At 65.1% G+C, this 14243-nt stretch carries 16 protein-coding genes; 7 read left to right on the top strand and 9 right to left on the bottom strand.

The genetic code is table 11. The features are described 5' to 3' along the window. The first annotated feature begins 3 nt into the window (after window positions 1–3). Window positions 4–603: a dephospho-CoA kinase gene (gene coaE / locus U9970_RS13410; RefSeq protein WP_322764611.1), complete on the top strand. Its 600-nt coding sequence runs from the start codon at window positions 4–6 to the stop codon at window positions 601–603. On the opposite strand, the gene U9970_RS13405 is transcribed toward coaE, so the two are convergent. Together U9970_RS13405 and gatB are read right to left on the bottom strand one after the other, a co-directional pair. Beyond that, a complete protein-coding gene (locus U9970_RS13405; protein ID WP_322764610.1) occupies window positions 590–991 on the bottom strand; it encodes a hypothetical protein in 402 nt (133 codons plus the stop codon). The genes coaE and U9970_RS13405 overlap by 14 nt on opposite strands. A gap of 120 nt (window positions 992–1111) precedes the next feature. Continuing rightward, on the bottom strand, window positions 1112–2620 hold the full coding sequence (gatB, locus tag U9970_RS13400) for an Asp-tRNA(Asn)/Glu-tRNA(Gln) amidotransferase subunit GatB (protein WP_322764609.1): 1509 nt from the start codon (window positions 2618–2620) through the stop codon (window positions 1112–1114). A 106-nt stretch (window positions 2621–2726) separates the two neighbouring features. Between gatB and U9970_RS13395 the strand changes: the two genes are divergently transcribed. Genes U9970_RS13395 through thiO form a run of 3 tightly spaced genes read left to right on the top strand, consistent with a single transcriptional unit; the run spans window position 2727 to window position 4500 of the window. Beyond that, window positions 2727–2981 carry a type II toxin-antitoxin system Phd/YefM family antitoxin gene (locus tag U9970_RS13395; RefSeq protein ID WP_322764608.1) on the top strand — a complete coding sequence of 85 codons (255 nt, stop codon included), beginning with the start codon at window positions 2727–2729 and terminating at the stop codon, window positions 2979–2981. Next, a complete protein-coding gene (locus U9970_RS13390) occupies window positions 2978–3391 on the top strand; it encodes a type II toxin-antitoxin system VapC family toxin (protein ID WP_322764607.1) in 414 nt (137 codons plus the stop codon). The genes U9970_RS13395 and U9970_RS13390 overlap by 4 nt, the downstream gene beginning before the upstream one ends. Beyond that, window positions 3388–4500, top strand: a complete 1113-nt coding sequence (thiO, locus tag U9970_RS13385; RefSeq protein WP_322764606.1) for a glycine oxidase ThiO — start codon at window positions 3388–3390, stop codon at window positions 4498–4500. The genes U9970_RS13390 and thiO overlap by 4 nt, the downstream gene beginning before the upstream one ends. Here the strand turns inward: thiO and ndk are convergent, their stop codons facing one another. Beyond that, entirely contained in the window at window positions 4501–4959 is a 459-nt protein-coding gene (gene ndk, locus U9970_RS13380) for a nucleoside-diphosphate kinase (RefSeq protein ID WP_106502738.1), read from the bottom strand. It abuts the gene before it with no gap. A gap of 95 nt (window positions 4960–5054) precedes the next feature. On the opposite strand from ndk, the gene speA reads away from it, so the two are divergent. Next, entirely contained in the window at window positions 5055–7004 is a 1950-nt protein-coding gene (speA, locus tag U9970_RS13375; RefSeq protein ID WP_322766146.1) for a biosynthetic arginine decarboxylase, read from the top strand. A 13-nt stretch (window positions 7005–7017) separates the two neighbouring features. On the opposite strand, the gene U9970_RS13370 is transcribed toward speA, so the two are convergent. Continuing rightward, window positions 7018–7566, bottom strand: a complete 549-nt coding sequence (locus U9970_RS13370; protein WP_322764605.1) for an HD-GYP domain-containing protein — start codon at window positions 7564–7566, stop codon at window positions 7018–7020. A gap of 107 nt (window positions 7567–7673) precedes the next feature. On the opposite strand from U9970_RS13370, the gene U9970_RS13365 reads away from it, so the two are divergent. After that, entirely contained in the window at window positions 7674–8414 is a 741-nt protein-coding gene (locus U9970_RS13365) for a hypothetical protein (RefSeq protein ID WP_322764604.1), read from the top strand. Here the strand turns inward: U9970_RS13365 and U9970_RS13360 are convergent. The 5 genes from U9970_RS13360 to U9970_RS13340 all read right to left on the bottom strand — a co-directional run bounded on the left by U9970_RS13360 (window position 8312) and on the right by U9970_RS13340 (window position 13709). Continuing rightward, window positions 8312–8572, bottom strand: coding sequence for a GAF domain-containing protein (locus tag U9970_RS13360; protein ID WP_322764603.1), 261 nt, complete (start codon window positions 8570–8572; stop codon window positions 8312–8314). The two genes, U9970_RS13365 and U9970_RS13360, sit on opposite strands and share 103 nt — an antisense overlap. A gap of 207 nt (window positions 8573–8779) precedes the next feature. Then, window positions 8780–9172 carry a DUF3307 domain-containing protein gene (locus tag U9970_RS13355; RefSeq protein WP_322764602.1) on the bottom strand — a complete coding sequence of 131 codons (393 nt, stop codon included), beginning with the start codon at window positions 9170–9172 and terminating at the stop codon, window positions 8780–8782. 46 nt (window positions 9173–9218) lie between these two features. Further along, window positions 9219–9917: an SIMPL domain-containing protein gene (locus U9970_RS13350; protein ID WP_322764601.1), complete on the bottom strand. Its 699-nt coding sequence runs from the start codon at window positions 9915–9917 to the stop codon at window positions 9219–9221. Window positions 9918–9959: 42 nt separating this feature from the next. Beyond that, complete coding sequence (alaS, locus tag U9970_RS13345) at window positions 9960–12611, bottom strand: alanine--tRNA ligase (RefSeq protein ID WP_322764600.1); 2652 nt, start codon at window positions 12609–12611, stop codon at window positions 9960–9962. Window positions 12612–12647: 36 nt separating this feature from the next. Continuing rightward, window positions 12648–13709: a hypothetical protein gene (locus U9970_RS13340; protein ID WP_322764599.1), complete on the bottom strand. Its 1062-nt coding sequence runs from the start codon at window positions 13707–13709 to the stop codon at window positions 12648–12650. Between the two features lie 68 nt (window positions 13710–13777). Here U9970_RS13340 and U9970_RS13335 point away from each other — a divergent pair, with 68 nt between their 5' ends. Then, window positions 13778–14224 (top strand): hypothetical protein, encoded by a 447-nt coding sequence (locus U9970_RS13335; RefSeq protein ID WP_322764598.1) that lies wholly within the window; start codon window positions 13778–13780, stop codon window positions 14222–14224. The last annotated feature ends 19 nt before the right edge of the window (window positions 14225–14243 follow it).

The raw sequence follows: 14243 nt of genomic DNA, 5'->3' as shown, positions 1-14243 counted from the left end.
GCCATGGTTGCTGCACGCCGCATTGGCCTCACCGGCGGCATCGCCAGCGGCAAAAGCAGCGTGGGCCGGCTCCTAGCGGCCCGGGGCCTGCCGCTGCTTGACGCGGATGTATTCGCACGCGAAGCACTGGCGCCGGGCAGCGCTGGGGCCGGCGCGGTGCTGGAGCGCTACGGGGCTGGGATCCGGGCGCCCGGCGGAGAGATCGATCGCGCCGCCCTGGGACAGATCGTGTTTGGCGATGGGGCTGAGCGGCAGTGGCTGGAGCAGCTAGTGCATCCGCTGGTGCGGGCGCGCTTCGCAGCCGAGCTAGAGGAGCTGGGGGCGGAGCCGCTAGTGGTGCTGGTGGTGCCGCTGCTGTTTGAAGCGGGGCTGGAAACCATCTGCAGCGAGGTGTGGCTGGTGGACTGCGACGAGACGCAGCAGCTGCAGCGCTTGATGGCCCGAGATGGCCTGGGCGAGGCAGATGCCCGCGCCCGGATAGCCGCCCAGTGGCCGCTGGCGCGCAAGCGCCAGCTGGCCGATGTGGTGCTCAACAACCGGGGCGGTCCCGAGCAGCTCGTCGCCGAAGTGGAGCAGGCGCAAGCGTGGATCAGGCAGCCTTGATCCAACTAATTAGGGCCGGATAATCCAGTATGAATCGGATTGCCAGCAGTACCAGCATTACTGCCAAGCTAGCAAACACAAGCCGCAGCTTTTGACTAGAAAGATTTAAAAGAGCAAGGTCATCACCTTGCGTGTTGACAATTTTGCGAAACCCTTTCGCAGCTTGATTGAGCTGATAGGCCGCAAACAATGCCGACAACGCCTGAATAGCGTCATCCAGGGTTCGCAGCATCAAGGAGACCTTGCCGCTTGCAATCACATTGAACAGAAATGATGCGTTTGCTACGGCATAAACCACCAATGCCAAAGCCGAAACAAGGCAAAAGTTGGCTAAGGCGCTGAAATGCTTGTTTTCAGCAGCACCAAACTCAAATTGGGAGCTGGACACTTGCTTTACTCAAATAAGACCAGAAAACCTTAACTTCCTTGCGAATAAATGCAATGCCAGTAACTTTAATTAACATGGCATGGCGGCAGGCGCCTCGACTGCTCATCAAAAAGGACACTCTCAGCCGTTGAGCTTCTGAATCAGGATCTGGTTGGCGAGCTTGGGGTCGGCCTTGCCGCCGGTTTTTTTCATCAGCTGACCCACAAAGAAGCCCTGCAGCTTGTTCTTACCGCCGCGGAAGGCTTCCACCTCCTCGGGGTGGGCGGCAAGCAGCTCCTCCACAATCGCAGTAATAGCTGCGGGGTCGCTAATCATGCCCAGACCACGCTCCGCCACGATCGCCTTGGCAGAGCCACCCTGCTCCAGCAACTCGGGCAGAATCTCTTTAGCAATCTTGCCGCTAATAATTCCGCCCTCAATCAGCTGCACCAACTCAGCTAGCTGCTCGGGCTTAAGGGGCAACTCGGCAATAGCCAGCCTGTTGGCATTTACATAGGCAGCAATATCGCCGGTGACCCAGTTGGCAATGCCCTTGGCGTCGGCGCCGGCCGCTACCGCGGCCTCGAAGTATTCGGCCATCGAGCGCTCATCGGTGAGCACGCGGGCGTCGTAGATCGACAGACCCAGCTGGTCGGCGTAGCGGTGCCGCTTAGCAGCGGGCAACTCGGGCAGCTCGGCGCGCCAGCCCTCCCGCTGGGCGTCACTCACCTCGATGGGGCCAAGGTCGGGATCGGGGAAGTAGCGGTAGTCGCTGGCGCCCTCCTTACTACGCATGCTCTTGGTGAGCTGCTTGGATTCGTCCCAAAGGCGGGTTTCCTGCCGCACCGGCTCACCGGCTTCATAGGCCTTGATTTGGCGCTGAATCTCGTAATCAATCGCCTTCTGAATAGCCGAGAAGGAATTCATATTCTTGATCTCCACCTTGGTGCCGAAGGGGGCATCGGGGCCACGCCGCACGGAGATATTCACATCGCAACGCAAGGAACCCTCCTGCATGTTGCCGTCACTCACGCCCAGATAACGCATGATCCGGCGAATCTCCGAGGCGTATTCCGCCGCTTCGCGGCCGGTGCGCAAATCCGGTTTGCTGACAATTTCAGCGAGGGCTACACCGGCGCGGTTGTAGTCCACCAGGGAGTGGGTGGATCCATCTAGGCGATCACTACCTGCGTGCACCAGCTTGCCAGCGTCTTCTTCCATATGAAGCCTTTCTATACCGATCCGCTTCAAATAGGTTTCTTTGCCTTTTTCGGCCACCTCCACTTCAATCCAGCCATCTTCAGCAATTGGCTCATCAAATTGGGAGATCTGATAATTCTTGGGCAGGTCGGGATAAAAATATTGTTTACGATCAAACTTACTGTGCGCAGCAATATGCAGATTGAGGGCAAGGGCCGCCTTCACTGCATACTCGAGCACCTTTTGATTCAGCACTGGCAAGGTGCCAGGCAGGCCACACACCACCGGGTCGATATGGGTGTTGGGGGCGTCGCCGAAGGCGGTGGAGGCGCTGGTGAAAATCTTGCTGGCGGTGCCCAGCTGCACATGGGTCTCCAGGCCAATCACCGCCTCCCAAGGGGCCTGCTGGGACTTGACTGGTGATGCTGGTGCTACTGCCGCGCCTGCCATGGCCTGTATCAATGCCTCAGCCGATCCTATGAGGAGGGGCAGGGGGCGGCTAGCGATTTGCGCTGGTTAGCTAAGCTAAAACTAAGTCCAGAGGTTTTTTACAGCCATGGCCTACCCGCCATTCCCCACCGAGCCAACGCCAAGCAACCGGCCCCAGCTGGTGAATGTGCACGAGGCCAAAACCCAGCTCTCCCGCCTGCTGCTCCAGGTGGAGCAGGGCGAGGAGATCTGGATCGCCAGAGCAGGCAAACCGGTAGCCCGCCTCAGCGCCTGGGTGCCCAGCCCCAGCGCCGCCCACGCGCCGGGTGCCATGCGCCACGCCATTGCCATCGCCGCCAACTTCGACGCACCGCTGCAATGAAACGCCTGCTGCTCGATACCCAGGTGCTGCTCTGGTGGCTGGCCGACGACCCGCGCCTGCCAGCCTGGGCCATCGCCGCCGTGCAGGCGCCCGGGGCCGAGGTGTTCGTGAGCCAGGTGAGCCTCTGGGAACTGGCCCTTAAGCAACGCCAAGGCCGGGTGCAGCTCGACCTGGCTCGCCTGGAGCAGGAGGTGACCCGTCAGCACTTCCACTGGCTGCCCCTGAGCAATGAGCACCTGCTGGCCCTGGCCGAGCTCGATAGCAGCGCCGCCCCCAGCGACCTTTTCGACCAGCTGCTGCTCGTGCAAAGCCGCCAGGAACCACTGTTATTACTCACCGCTGACGCTGCCCTGCGCTCCTGCGGGGCCACAGTGCTGGGGCTGGAGCCAGCGGCGCCTGCCCAGCCATGACTGCAGCCAAGGGGCCAGCCATCACGGTGCTGGGGGGCGGCCTGATGGGCCTGGCCCTGGCCCACCAGCTCGCCCGCCGCGGCGAGGCAGTGCGGGTGCTGAGCCGGCGCCGCAGCGAAGCCGCCGGCTTCGTAGCGGCCGGCATGTTGGCGCCCCACGCCGAGGGGCTCAGCGGCGACCTACTCGCCCTGGGGCAGGCCAGCCTGCAGCTCATCCCCTCCTGGGTGGCCCAGATCGAAGCCGACAGCGGCCTGAGCTGCGGTCTGCGGCCCTGCGGCATCGTGGTGCCCTTTGCCACCTCGGCGGAGCGGGATGCCTATGCCACCGCCGCCTTCGGCCAGCGGCTCGATCGCCGCGGCCTGGAACAAGAGATTCCCGGCATCGGCGAGCGTTGGCAGGCCGGCCTGCTGTTTGAACAGGACGGCCAGATCGACAACCGCCGCCGGCTGATGCGCGCCCTGGAGCGGGCCTGCGTGGAACTGGGGGTGACCTTTGAGGAGGGCAGCCAGGTGCTGGAGCTGGTCTGCGGCCCGAGCGGCGCCCTCAGCGGCGTGCGTTTACGCAGCGCCGAAGGGGAGGAGCACCATCTCGCTGCCGAGCGGGCGGTGCTGGCCTGCGGTGCCTGGAGCGCCCAGCTACTGCCCCAGCTGCCGATCACTCCGGTGAAGGGCCAGATGCTGTCGCTGCAGGGGCCGCGGCAGGCCTTGCGGCGGGTGATTTTTGGGCCCGGCACCTACCTGGTGCCGCGGCAAGACGGCCTACTGGTGGTGGGGGCCACCAGCGAAGCCGAGGCCGGCTTCAGCGAGGGCCTCACCCCCGCCGGCCAACGCCAGCTGCAGGAGGGGTTGGCCAGCCTGCTGCCGGAAGCGAGCGCCTGGCCGCCGATGGAGCGCTGGTGGGGCTTTCGGCCCCACACCCCAGACGAAGCTCCCCTGCTGGGAACCAGCCCCATCCCCGGCCTGTGGCTGGCGGCGGGTCACCACCGCAACGGCGTACTGCTGGCCGCGATCACCGCTGAATTGGTGGCGGGAGCAATCCTTGGCGACCTAGGTACGGCAGAACAGAACCAGCTGAATAAGTTCAGCTGGCGGCGATTTGAGCGGAGCTGATCAGCCCTCGACGCGCCACACCTGGTCGGCGGGGCTCCAATCGCTCAGCTCGGAGGGCTGGAACCACAGGCCGATTTCGAATTCAGCGGTTTCGGGGGCGTCGGATCCGTGGATCACGTTGCGGCCGATGTTGATAGCCAGATCGCCGCGGATTGTGCCGGGCTCAGCCTCGAGGGGCTTGGTGGCGCCAATGAGCTTGCGGGCGCTGGCGATGACGCCATCGCCTTCCCACACCATCGCCACCACTGGACCAGAGGTGATGAAGTCCACCAGGCCGGCGAAGAAGGGGCGCTCGCGGTGCACGCCGTAGTGACTTTCAGCCAGCTCGCGGCTGGGGGTGAGCTGCTTGAGGCCGACCAACTTGAAGCCCTTGCGCTCGAAGCGGCCGAGGATTTCACCCACCAGACCGCGCTGAACGCCGTCGGGCTTGATGGCAATGAAAGAGCGTTCGGCGGCCATGGAGAAGAAGTCAATCCGGCCCATCGTCCGCGGCGGCCCTGCCCATTGGCAAGCACAGTGGTGCCGTGATCACCGCCCCCCACCAGCCCCCTGCCGTGAGCGCGTCGAACAGCGACACCTGGTCAGCCGCCGCCGGCGCCGCCCTCTACGGGCTGGATCGCTGGGGCGACCCCTATTTTTCCGTGAGCGATCGCGGCCACGTGATGGTGCAGCCCCGGGGCGACCGGGGCGGCTCCCTCGACCTGGTGGAGCTGGTGCAGGAGCTGCAGGGCCGCGATCTGAGCCTGCCGCTGCTGATCCGCTTCGACGACATCCTCGAAGACCGGCTGGAGCGCCTGCACGGCGCCTTCGAGCGGGCGATCGCCCAGTACGGCTACGCCGGCCGCTACCAGGGGGTGTTTCCGGTGAAATGCAACCAGCAGCGCCACGTGGTGGAGGAACTGGTGAGCAGCGGCCGGCGCTGGCATTTCGGATTGGAAGCCGGCAGCAAGGCGGAGCTACTTATTGCCCTGTCGCTGATCGACGACCCCGAAGCGCTGCTGATCTGCAACGGCTACAAGGATCAGCGCTACATGGAGACCGCAATCCTGGCCAGGCGCCTGGGGCGCCAACCGGTGGTGGTGATCGAGCAGGCCGATGAGGTGGAGCGGATCATCACTGCCAGCCGCGAGCTGGGTGCGGCGCCCCTGATCGGCATCCGCGCCAAGCTCTCGGCCCGCAGCACCGGCCGCTGGGGCAGCTCAGTGGGGGAGCGGGCCAAATTTGGCTTGGGCATCCCCGACCTGCTGGCCACGGTGGAGGCTCTGCGGGCGGCCGATCTGCTGGGCGAGCTGCGCCTGCTGCACTTCCACGTGGGCAGCCAGATCAACGACATCGCCGTGCTCAAGGACGCCCTGCAGGAGGCCGGCCAGATCTACGCCGCGCTCACCAAGTTGGGGGCGCCGATGGGCTACCTGGATGTGGGCGGCGGCCTGGGCATCGACTACGACGGCAGCCGCACCGCCAGCGCCGCCTCCACCAACTACTCGCTGCAGAACTACGCCAACGACGTGGTGGCCACGGTGAAGGAGTGCTGCGAACCCCACGGCATCCCCGTGCCCACCCTGGTGAGCGAAAGCGGCCGGGCCTTGGCGAGCCACTTCTCAGTGCTGGTGTTCGACGTGCTCGGCGCCGGCAGCCTGCCCGGTGCCGAGCCCACACCCCAAGAGGGCGAAGCCCTAATCCTGCGCAACCTGCGCGACACCTACGCCGCCATCACAGCGCCTGAGGCCAGCGTGGAAGCCCTGCAGGAGGCCTGGAACGACGCCCTCAAGTTCAAGCACGACGCCTTGGCCGCCTTCCGCCTCGGCTACCTGAGCCTGCCGGAGCGGGGCCTAGCCGAGCAGCTCACCTGGGCATGCTGCCAGGCCATCGCCGAACGGCTCAAAGGGCTGCCAGCGGCCACGGTGATCCCCGAGGAGCTACGGGCCCTGCCAGCAGCCCTGGCCTCCACCTACTACGCCAACCTCTCGGTGTTTCGCTCGGCCCCCGACACCTGGGCGATCGACCAGCTGTTTCCGGTGCTGCCGATCCACCGCCTCGACGAAAAACCAGAAGCCCTGGGCAGCTTTGCCGACCTCACCTGCGATTCCGACGGCAAAATCGCCCGCTTCATCGATCCGGCCGGGCACACGGGGCGGGACCAGGTGAAACCCCTGCTGGAGCTGCACAAGCTGCGTCCAGGGGAGCCCTACTGGATCGGCATGTTCCTCGGTGGCGCCTACCAGGAGGTGATGGGCAACCTGCACAACCTGTTCGGCAGCACCAACGCCGTGCACATCCGCCTCAAGGCCAGCGGCGGCTACCAACTCGATCACGTGGTGCGCGGCGACACCAATGCCGAGGTGCTGGAGGTGATGGAGCACAACCCGGAGCTGCTGCTGGAGCGGCTGCGGGTGGCCAGCGAGGCAGCTATCGGCAAAGGCTCGCTGGGCATCAGCGACGCCCGCCGGTTGATGGCCCACCTGGAAGCGAGCCTGCGTCAGACCACCTATCTGCAGGGCTAATTTTTCTGCAGAACTAAATTTTCTGCAGATATTTCTCTATATCAACCTCGTTGATCTGCTCGGGCCGCAGGTAGCGCTCGGCATAGGTGCGGTAGAAGCCGGAGCGCAGCAATAGCTCAAACAAGTCGGAATCGATGTGGTTGCGGTCGCGGAAGCCAGCCAGAATGTCGATGCACACCGAGAGGGTTTTGCCCTTCTTGTAGGGCCGATCGGCGGCGGTAAGGGCTTCAAAGATGTCGGCGATGGCCATGATCCGCGAGGGCACAGAGAGCTCGGCCGCCATGAGCCGGCGCGGATAACCCTTGCCATCGAGGGTTTCGTGATGGGTGCCGGCGTATTCCGCCACCCGCGAAAGATTGCGGGGGAAGGGCAGGTTTTCCAGCATCTCAATCGTCTGCACGATGTGATCGTTGATCTTGTAGCGCTCCTCGGCGGTGAGAGTGCCCCGTGAGATCGCCAGGTTGTGGAGCTCGCCCAGGTTGTAGAGATGCTCCGGCACCTCCATCTGGAAGCCATAGCGGGGATCGTGAGTAGCTGGGGCGAGCGGGGAATCACGTGCCACGCCTTATCTGCCAGCAGCGGCTCACTCACCGGCAGCACCTCGGGCTCGGTGCCAGCGGGACAGCGCCGGGCCCGCTCCTCCCAGGAGAGGCCGAGGCTGTCGTCGAAATGGCGCTGCCAGCTGCGCTGGGCTATCTGCTGCAGGCGCTCCACCTGCTCCGGCCCAAAAAATTCGCCCCCCTCGTTGCTCTCGGCCACGAAGCGAAACTCCTCCTGCAGCGCGGCGGCAGTGGCGTCGTAGCTCTGCTGCAGTGCGGTGGCATCCCCGCCGGCCAACTGACCCTCCAACTGGGCGATGCGGGCGTCGCGCAACAGCACCTCAAAGCTGGTGCGCACCTCGTGGATGCGGTTGTAGTTGGTTTCGAGCTTGGTGGCCTTATCAACCACATATTCCGGGGTCGTGACCTTGCCGCAGTCGTGCAGCCAGGCGCCGATGCGAAATTCCCGCCAGGCCTCCTCACCTTCCAGGTGGAAGTCGGCCAAAGGCCCCTGCTGCGCCCCATTGGCCGCTTCGGCCAGCAGCATCGCCGGCTCCGGCACACGCTTACACCGGCCACCGGTGTAAGGGCTCTTGGCGTCAATCGCGCCGGCCAGCAGGGCGATGATTGCATCGATCAGCTGCTCCTGGCCCTGCAGCAGCCGGGTGCGCTCCAGACAAACGGCCGCCTGGCTGGCCAGGGCCTAGATCAGGGTCTGGTCGAAAGCGTCAAAGGGTCGGGTTTGGGCATGGGCTGTCTCTGGGGTGATCAAGGTGGCCGCATCGTGCTTGCGATGATCAGCTGCAACACCCCAACGATCTCGCCGTTGGTGGAGCGCATCGGCACCGTCAACATCGACACGGCCCGGTAGTCGAGCTTCTGGTCGATGCCGCGGTCGAAGCGGTAGGGCAGCCCAGGATCGAGCTGATAAGCATCCGGAATATTGAGCACCTCCCCCGACAGGGCACTCCAGCCCACCAGCCGCTCCGGCGACAACGGGAAGCGAATGTCGAGCACCTGGGCATCCATGGCCCACCGCTGCGGGCCTCGATGGTGGCGTTCTGGGACACCGCAAACCACAGCTGATCACTGGCCTCGGGCTGCTGGCGCGGATCGGGCAGCTCCACCAGGAAGATGGTGCCGTGATCGCTGTTGGTGAGCTGGCGGGACTTGCTAAGGATCAGGTGCAGCAGGGTGCTCAGATCGCGGTCGTGAGCCAAGCCTATGGAAACCGGGCTAGAGCGTCAGCCCAGAGGCGGGGAAACAACTCACAGCCACCAAGGTCCAAACCAACTTGCAAAGCAGGTGCAGACCTTGATCCATGCCCATGCCGTAAGAGCGGCGGCATTTGCCCAAATCAATCAGGCCATGGAGCAACCACTCCGCCAGGCCAACCAGGGGCACCCCCGTAATCCAGGCCACAAAAAAACCATGGATGCCGGCATGGGCAACCAACCACCAGCCCCAGCCCAACACCACCCCCTGGCCAGGGCACTTTTCAACGGCCATGCGATCACCCTGCAGGGCGAAATCAGCCACAAAGTGGCCCATCGCCAGCATCAAAAACAGGTTGAACGCTTCAAATGGCGCCACGATGTAGGGGAGATAGGAGGCCTGCCGGCTCAACATTGGAGCCAATATCTGGATTTGACCACAATTGAATCGTTAGTGCACCTCAACGGGCGCAGAAGCGCACCTGCAGGCTGAGGCGCTCCATCGGACCGGGCAGCTCAGCGGGGTCAAAGGGTGGAACTGCCGCATCAGCCATGGCCTGCGCCCGCATGGCCACCGGCCTGCCCCCACCTTCAAGCTGCACCTCCAGGGGCTGCAGTCCCCGCAGGCCGATCGCAGCAGCCACGTCCTGGGCCTGCTGCAAGGAGTCCTGGTAGGCGGCTCTCAACAACTGCCGCCTGGCGGCCCGATCACCCGCCGCATCCGCCTCGGTGGCCACAGGCGACAGGCGAACCCCCGGCAGCCCGCCCACCTGACGCACCAGTGGCTGCAGCTGGGCAGGCGCTAGCTGACCAGACACCTGCAGGCTGGCCTGCACCGCCCCAGCTTTGTCACGGCTAGCGGGCCGCTGCCAGGTGGAGGGGGAGGTGACCTCCAGATCAACCACCTGCAGGCTTTTGAGCCTGGTGCGCACCTTGGCCAGGCGTCGCTGCAGGCTGGCCAGCGCCGCATCGGTGCTGGGCTCCTCCGCTTCCAGGGTCAGAGAAAAGCGCAAGCGCTGGGTGGGTCGCTTCAGCTCGGCGCTACCGCGAGCCTCAACCAGGGTGCCGGTGCAAGCGAGCTGCACCTGGGACTGGGCCAACCCAGCGGCGGGAAGCAAGGGCAACAGCAGCGGCAGCAACCGCAGCAGATTCCAAGTCATCGGGCCTCGGTTCTTTCTGGCAACAGCTTGGCTGAGTCAGGCTCAACCCAGCTCCGCCACGAGCTGGGCCTTGGCCTGCTCCAGGGCCCCATCGAGGGCGGCGCCATCACGCCCACCCGCTTGGGCCAAGTTGGGCCGGCCGCCGCCGCCGCCGCCACAGGCCTTGGCCACCGCGCCGATGAAGGCACCAGCCTTGGGCCCGGCCGCGATCACCGCCTGGCCAAAGGCCGCCACCAGAATCACCTTGGCCAGATCGGCCGGATCCGGCAGACCACCCAGCACCACGGCAGCACCAGCGCCGAGCTGATCGGCCAGGCCCTGGGCCGCGCTCTGCAGGCCGGCCCCCTCGACGCCATCAAGGCGGGCCACCAGCAGCTGGAACTCGCCAAAAGCCTGGGCCTGGCCCGCCAGCGCTGAAGCCTTGGCCAGCGCCAACTCGCCGCGGGCCGCCGCCAGGGCCTTGCCGCTGGCCTTGAGCTCATCAGCCAGGGCCGCCACCCGCTCCACGATCTCGCCGGGCTGGGCCTTGAAGCGCTCGCCCAACTGCTTCACCACCGCGTCGCGCTCGTTGAGATAGGCCAACACCGCCGGCCCGGCTACCGCCTCGATGCGGCGGATGCCGGCAGCCACGCCGCCCTCGCTCACGATCTTGAACAGGCCGATCTCGGCAGTGTTGGCCACGTGGGTGCCGCCGCAGAGCTCCATCGACACGCCGGGCACATCCACCACCCGCACCACCTCGGCGTACTTCTCGCCAAACATCGCAACGGCGCCGGCGGCCTTGGCCTGCTCGATCGCCATCTCCTGCACTTGGAGGGTGTGGGCATCGCTGATCCAGCCGTTGATCAGGGCCTCGATCTGCTCTAGCTCGGCCGGGGTCACGGCCCGAGGGCAGTGGAAATCGAAGCGCAGCCGATCAAAGGTCACCAGCGAGCCGGCCTGGCCGATGCCCGGATCCACCACCTGCTTAAGCGCCGCCTGCAGCAGGTGGGTGGCCGTGTGGTTTGCCTGGGCGCGGCGGCGGCAGGCCCGATCCACCTGGGCGTTCACCAGCTCGCCGATGGCCAGGCTGCCGCGCTCGATGCGGCCGCTGTGCACAAACACGCTGCGATTCCGCGACACCGCCTCGATCGCCACGATCACGCCGTCGCCCGAAAGCACGCCCCGATCGCCCACCTGGCCGCCGCCTTCGCCATAGAAGGGGGTGGAATCGAGCACCAGTTGCACCGCGTCGCCCGCCACGGCCCGCTCCGCCGGCTCACCGTTCACCACCAGGGCCAGCACGCAGCTGGGATGCTCCAGGGCCTCGTAGCCCTTGAAGGCCGTTGCCTCAACGGCGGCCGTCATCTGCTCAATCGCCCCCTGCAGGGTGAGGTCGATGCTCACTGCCGCGGCCTTGGCCCGCTGGCGCTGGGCCTCCATCGCCGCCTCAAAGCCGGCCAGATCCACCGTGAGGCCGTGCTCCTCGGCGATCTCCTCGGTGAGCTCCAGCGGGAAGCCGTAGGTGTCGTAGAGCTCGAAGGCCTGCCCGCCGCTGATCTGCTTGGGCTTGGCGGCGAGCACCTCCGCCAGCAGCTTCTCGCCCCGCTCGAGGGTTTCCAGGAAGCGGGCCTCCTCGCGCTCCAGCTCAGCCAGGATCACCTCACGGCGCTCCAGCAGCTGGGGGTAGGCGGCGGCCATCAGCGTGATCGACGCCTCACCCATCGCCGCCAGAAATGGCTTGTCGATGCCGAGGAGCCGGCCGTGGCGCACGACGCGGCGCAGCAGGCGCCTGAGGATGTAGCCGCGGCCCAAATTGCTGGCGGTCACGCCATCGCAGATCAGCTGGGTGATGGCGCGGCTGTGGTCACCGATCACCTTGAGAGAGGTTTTGCCCTTGTCGCCCTGGCCGCGGTAGTCGACCCCCGCCAAACCCGCCGCCGTTTCAATCAGCGGGTAGATCAGGTCGGTTTCGTAGTTGTTCGGCACCGCCTGCAGGATCTGGGCCATGCGCTCGAGGCCCAAGCCCGTATCGATGTTGCGGTTGGCCAGCGGCGTGAGGGTGCCCTCCGCGTCGCGGTTGTACTGCATAAACACCAGGTTGTAGAACTCGATGAAGCGCGAGTCGTCCTCCAGGTCGATGCCGTCGTCGCCGAGCTCGGGCTTGAAGTCGTAGTAGATCTCCGAGCAGGGGCCGCAGGGGCCGGTGGGGCCTGAGGCCCAGAAGTTGTCGGCCTCATCCATGCGGATGATCCGCTTGGGGTTCACCCCCACCCCGTCGCGCCAGATGGCTTCCGCTTCGTCGTCTTCGCGGAAGACACTCACCACCAGGTTGTTGGGCGATAGGCCGAACACCCCGGTGCTCAGCTCCCAGGCCCACTGGATCGCCTGCTCCTTGAAGTAGTCGCCGAAGGAGAAGTTGCCGAGCATCTCAAAAAACGTGTGATGCCGCGCCGTGCGGCCCACGTTTTCGATGTCGTTGGTGCGGATGCACTTCTGGGAGCTGGTGGCCCGCGGCGCCGGCGCCGGCGCCTGGCCCAGAAACACCGGCTTAAAGGGCAGCATGCCGGCGATCGTGAGCAGCACCGTGGGATCGTCCGGAATCAGCGAAGCGCTCGCCATCGCCTTGTGGCCCCGCTGCTCGTAAAAGTCGAGAAAAGCGGCGCGGATCTCAGCACCGGTGCGAGGACGGCCGGTATGTGCTGTGACGGCCATGGCGGAGCAATACAACCCTGAGCAGGGCATGATCGCTCAGCGCAGCGCCTCGGGCAGTCGACGTCGATAGCTGCTGAACAAACATTTAGCCTCCTCCTGCAGCTCCTGATCCAGCACCAAGCCCCTGGTAGCAAGCATTGGAGATTGGGAAAAGACGCTTTCCCACGGCTGAGCCCAAACCCGCTGGGCAAAACGCCCATTGCTGGCCCCAAGGCTTTGCTGAAGCAAGACAGGCAAGCGACCCTGCCAACCGTTAAAGCGTTCATCAACCCAGCCGCGTTGACGCGAAAGGGTGCGAATCCTGGCCGTCAAACGATTTAATCCGTGCTCCGCAATCAGCCGGTTGCGGCGGATTGGCAGGGCATCAAGCTCGGCGTTCAGCAGGTAGGCCAGGCCCAAGCCGCGCCGACCCAACTGTTCATTGGCTTGAGCTGCATGTGCCGGACGCCAGGCTGCCTGTGGCATACCTACAGAATCGAGAAGCTGCTCAAACGGGTCCTGCCGCCGGGGTGCAAAAGGCAAAAAGCTGGTGCGTAAACCCGGTGCCATGAGCAGGGATGCGAAGCGTTGCTCCAGGTCAAGGGCCAGCGGGGCAATGCGAATCCAGCGACGCCGGGCAGGGCCACGCAGGCGGCGACCACCGAGCTGGGCCTTCACATAGGCCCCGAAACCTGGAGTGCCGTAGAGCCGCCCCAAAACATGGGCATAAAAGGAATTCAGCAGTTCTGCCTGGGGCCGCACAAAACTGATCACATGCAGGCCGAAACCGTGTCTAGAGCTGACCTGCTGCAAATGGGCCAGGCTGCCGGCATCAGCCAGTAGGGGCACAAAGTGTTCGGCGCTGAGCAGCAAATCGCCACTCCAGGCGCGTTGACGGCCCAAGAGCTGCTCCAGGGCTTCAAATCGACCCGTTTGCAGCTCCCGCGCGAGATGGCGATGGGAATCCTCTCCCCATGGCGTGGGATATCGCAGACCCAGTCCTCCCAAACCGCGCCGATTCAGCTGCAACCTCGCCTGCAAATAGGTGCTGGCGGTCTTGTGAGGACCAGCGTGGAGGTGGAGAGTGCGTTGGGGCTGCCGCAACGGTCCCTGACTCATCGACACTCAAACAGGCCTTAGCAAGGCATGATCGCCCAGCCAAGACCCGACCCCATAGGGGCTCCAGCGTGAGTCAGGTCGCCTCCTCGCCATCTCGCCACCAGCTGCGCCTGCGCTCAATTGCCTGGGCCCTTGGCGCCGGACTGGCAGCCCTTGCCCTGGGGTTGCCCTTGGGCATCGAATCAAGCCTCCGGGCTGGCGGCTGCGGCTTTTTCTATGGCCTGCTGGCGTTCCATCTACAGCGGGTAGACCCCGATGACAGCCACCTCCAGGCGGGCCTGGTAGGAGCCGTCTGCGGCATCCACAGCCTGGGCTTGCCGTCTTTCGCCAGCTGGCCATCTCAGCTATCTCTGACAGCGGCGATGGTCAAGGTTGCGCCAACTGTGATGATGGGGATGGTTCGTGCCTGGTTGCCGCTGGTCGGCGCCGCTCTGCTGCTGCATCTGTTGCGGCACGTATCACGCCTGCTAACGCAACGCGTTCTGTCTGCCCCCGGGCAGACGCCCATGCCCTGATCCACCGGTGCTGACCCGC

The sequence above is a fragment of the Cyanobium usitatum str. Tous genome (genome assembly GCF_963920485.1).
GTDB classification, from domain to species: domain Bacteria; phylum Cyanobacteriota; class Cyanobacteriia; order PCC-6307; family Cyanobiaceae; genus Cyanobium_A; species Cyanobium_A usitatum_A.
Note: the sequence above shows the minus strand (reverse complement) of the source record. Positions and strands in the feature narration are given on the sequence as shown.

What these genes read in the sequence shown, in the direction of transcription:
- ndk (WP_106502738.1), bottom strand. Translation starts at nt 4,959, where the DNA reads ATGGCCGCCGAACGCTCTTTCATTGCCATCAAGCCCGACGGCGTTCAG.
- U9970_RS13355 (WP_322764602.1), bottom strand. Translation starts at nt 9,172, where the DNA reads ATGTTGAGCCGGCAGGCCTCCTATCTCCCCTACATCGTGGCGCCATTT.
- thiO (WP_322764606.1), top strand. Translation starts at nt 3,388, where the DNA reads ATGACTGCAGCCAAGGGGCCAGCCATCACGGTGCTGGGGGGCGGCCTG.
- U9970_RS13360 (WP_322764603.1), bottom strand. Translation starts at nt 8,572, where the DNA reads ATGGATGCCCAGGTGCTCGACATTCGCTTCCCGTTGTCGCCGGAGCGG.
- U9970_RS13350 (WP_322764601.1), bottom strand. Translation starts at nt 9,917, where the DNA reads ATGACTTGGAATCTGCTGCGGTTGCTGCCGCTGCTGTTGCCCTTGCTT.
- alaS (WP_322764600.1), bottom strand. Translation starts at nt 12,611, where the DNA reads ATGGCCGTCACAGCACATACCGGCCGTCCTCGCACCGGTGCTGAGATC.
- U9970_RS13390 (WP_322764607.1), top strand. Translation starts at nt 2,978, where the DNA reads ATGAAACGCCTGCTGCTCGATACCCAGGTGCTGCTCTGGTGGCTGGCC.
- coaE (WP_322764611.1), top strand. Translation starts at nt 4, where the DNA reads ATGGTTGCTGCACGCCGCATTGGCCTCACCGGCGGCATCGCCAGCGGC.
- U9970_RS13395 (WP_322764608.1), top strand. Translation starts at nt 2,727, where the DNA reads ATGGCCTACCCGCCATTCCCCACCGAGCCAACGCCAAGCAACCGGCCC.
- U9970_RS13340 (WP_322764599.1), bottom strand. Translation starts at nt 13,709, where the DNA reads ATGAGTCAGGGACCGTTGCGGCAGCCCCAACGCACTCTCCACCTCCAC.
- U9970_RS13365 (WP_322764604.1), top strand. Translation starts at nt 7,674, where the DNA reads ATGGCGCTGCCAGCTGCGCTGGGCTATCTGCTGCAGGCGCTCCACCTG.
- gatB (WP_322764609.1), bottom strand. Translation starts at nt 2,620, where the DNA reads ATGGCAGGCGCGGCAGTAGCACCAGCATCACCAGTCAAGTCCCAGCAG.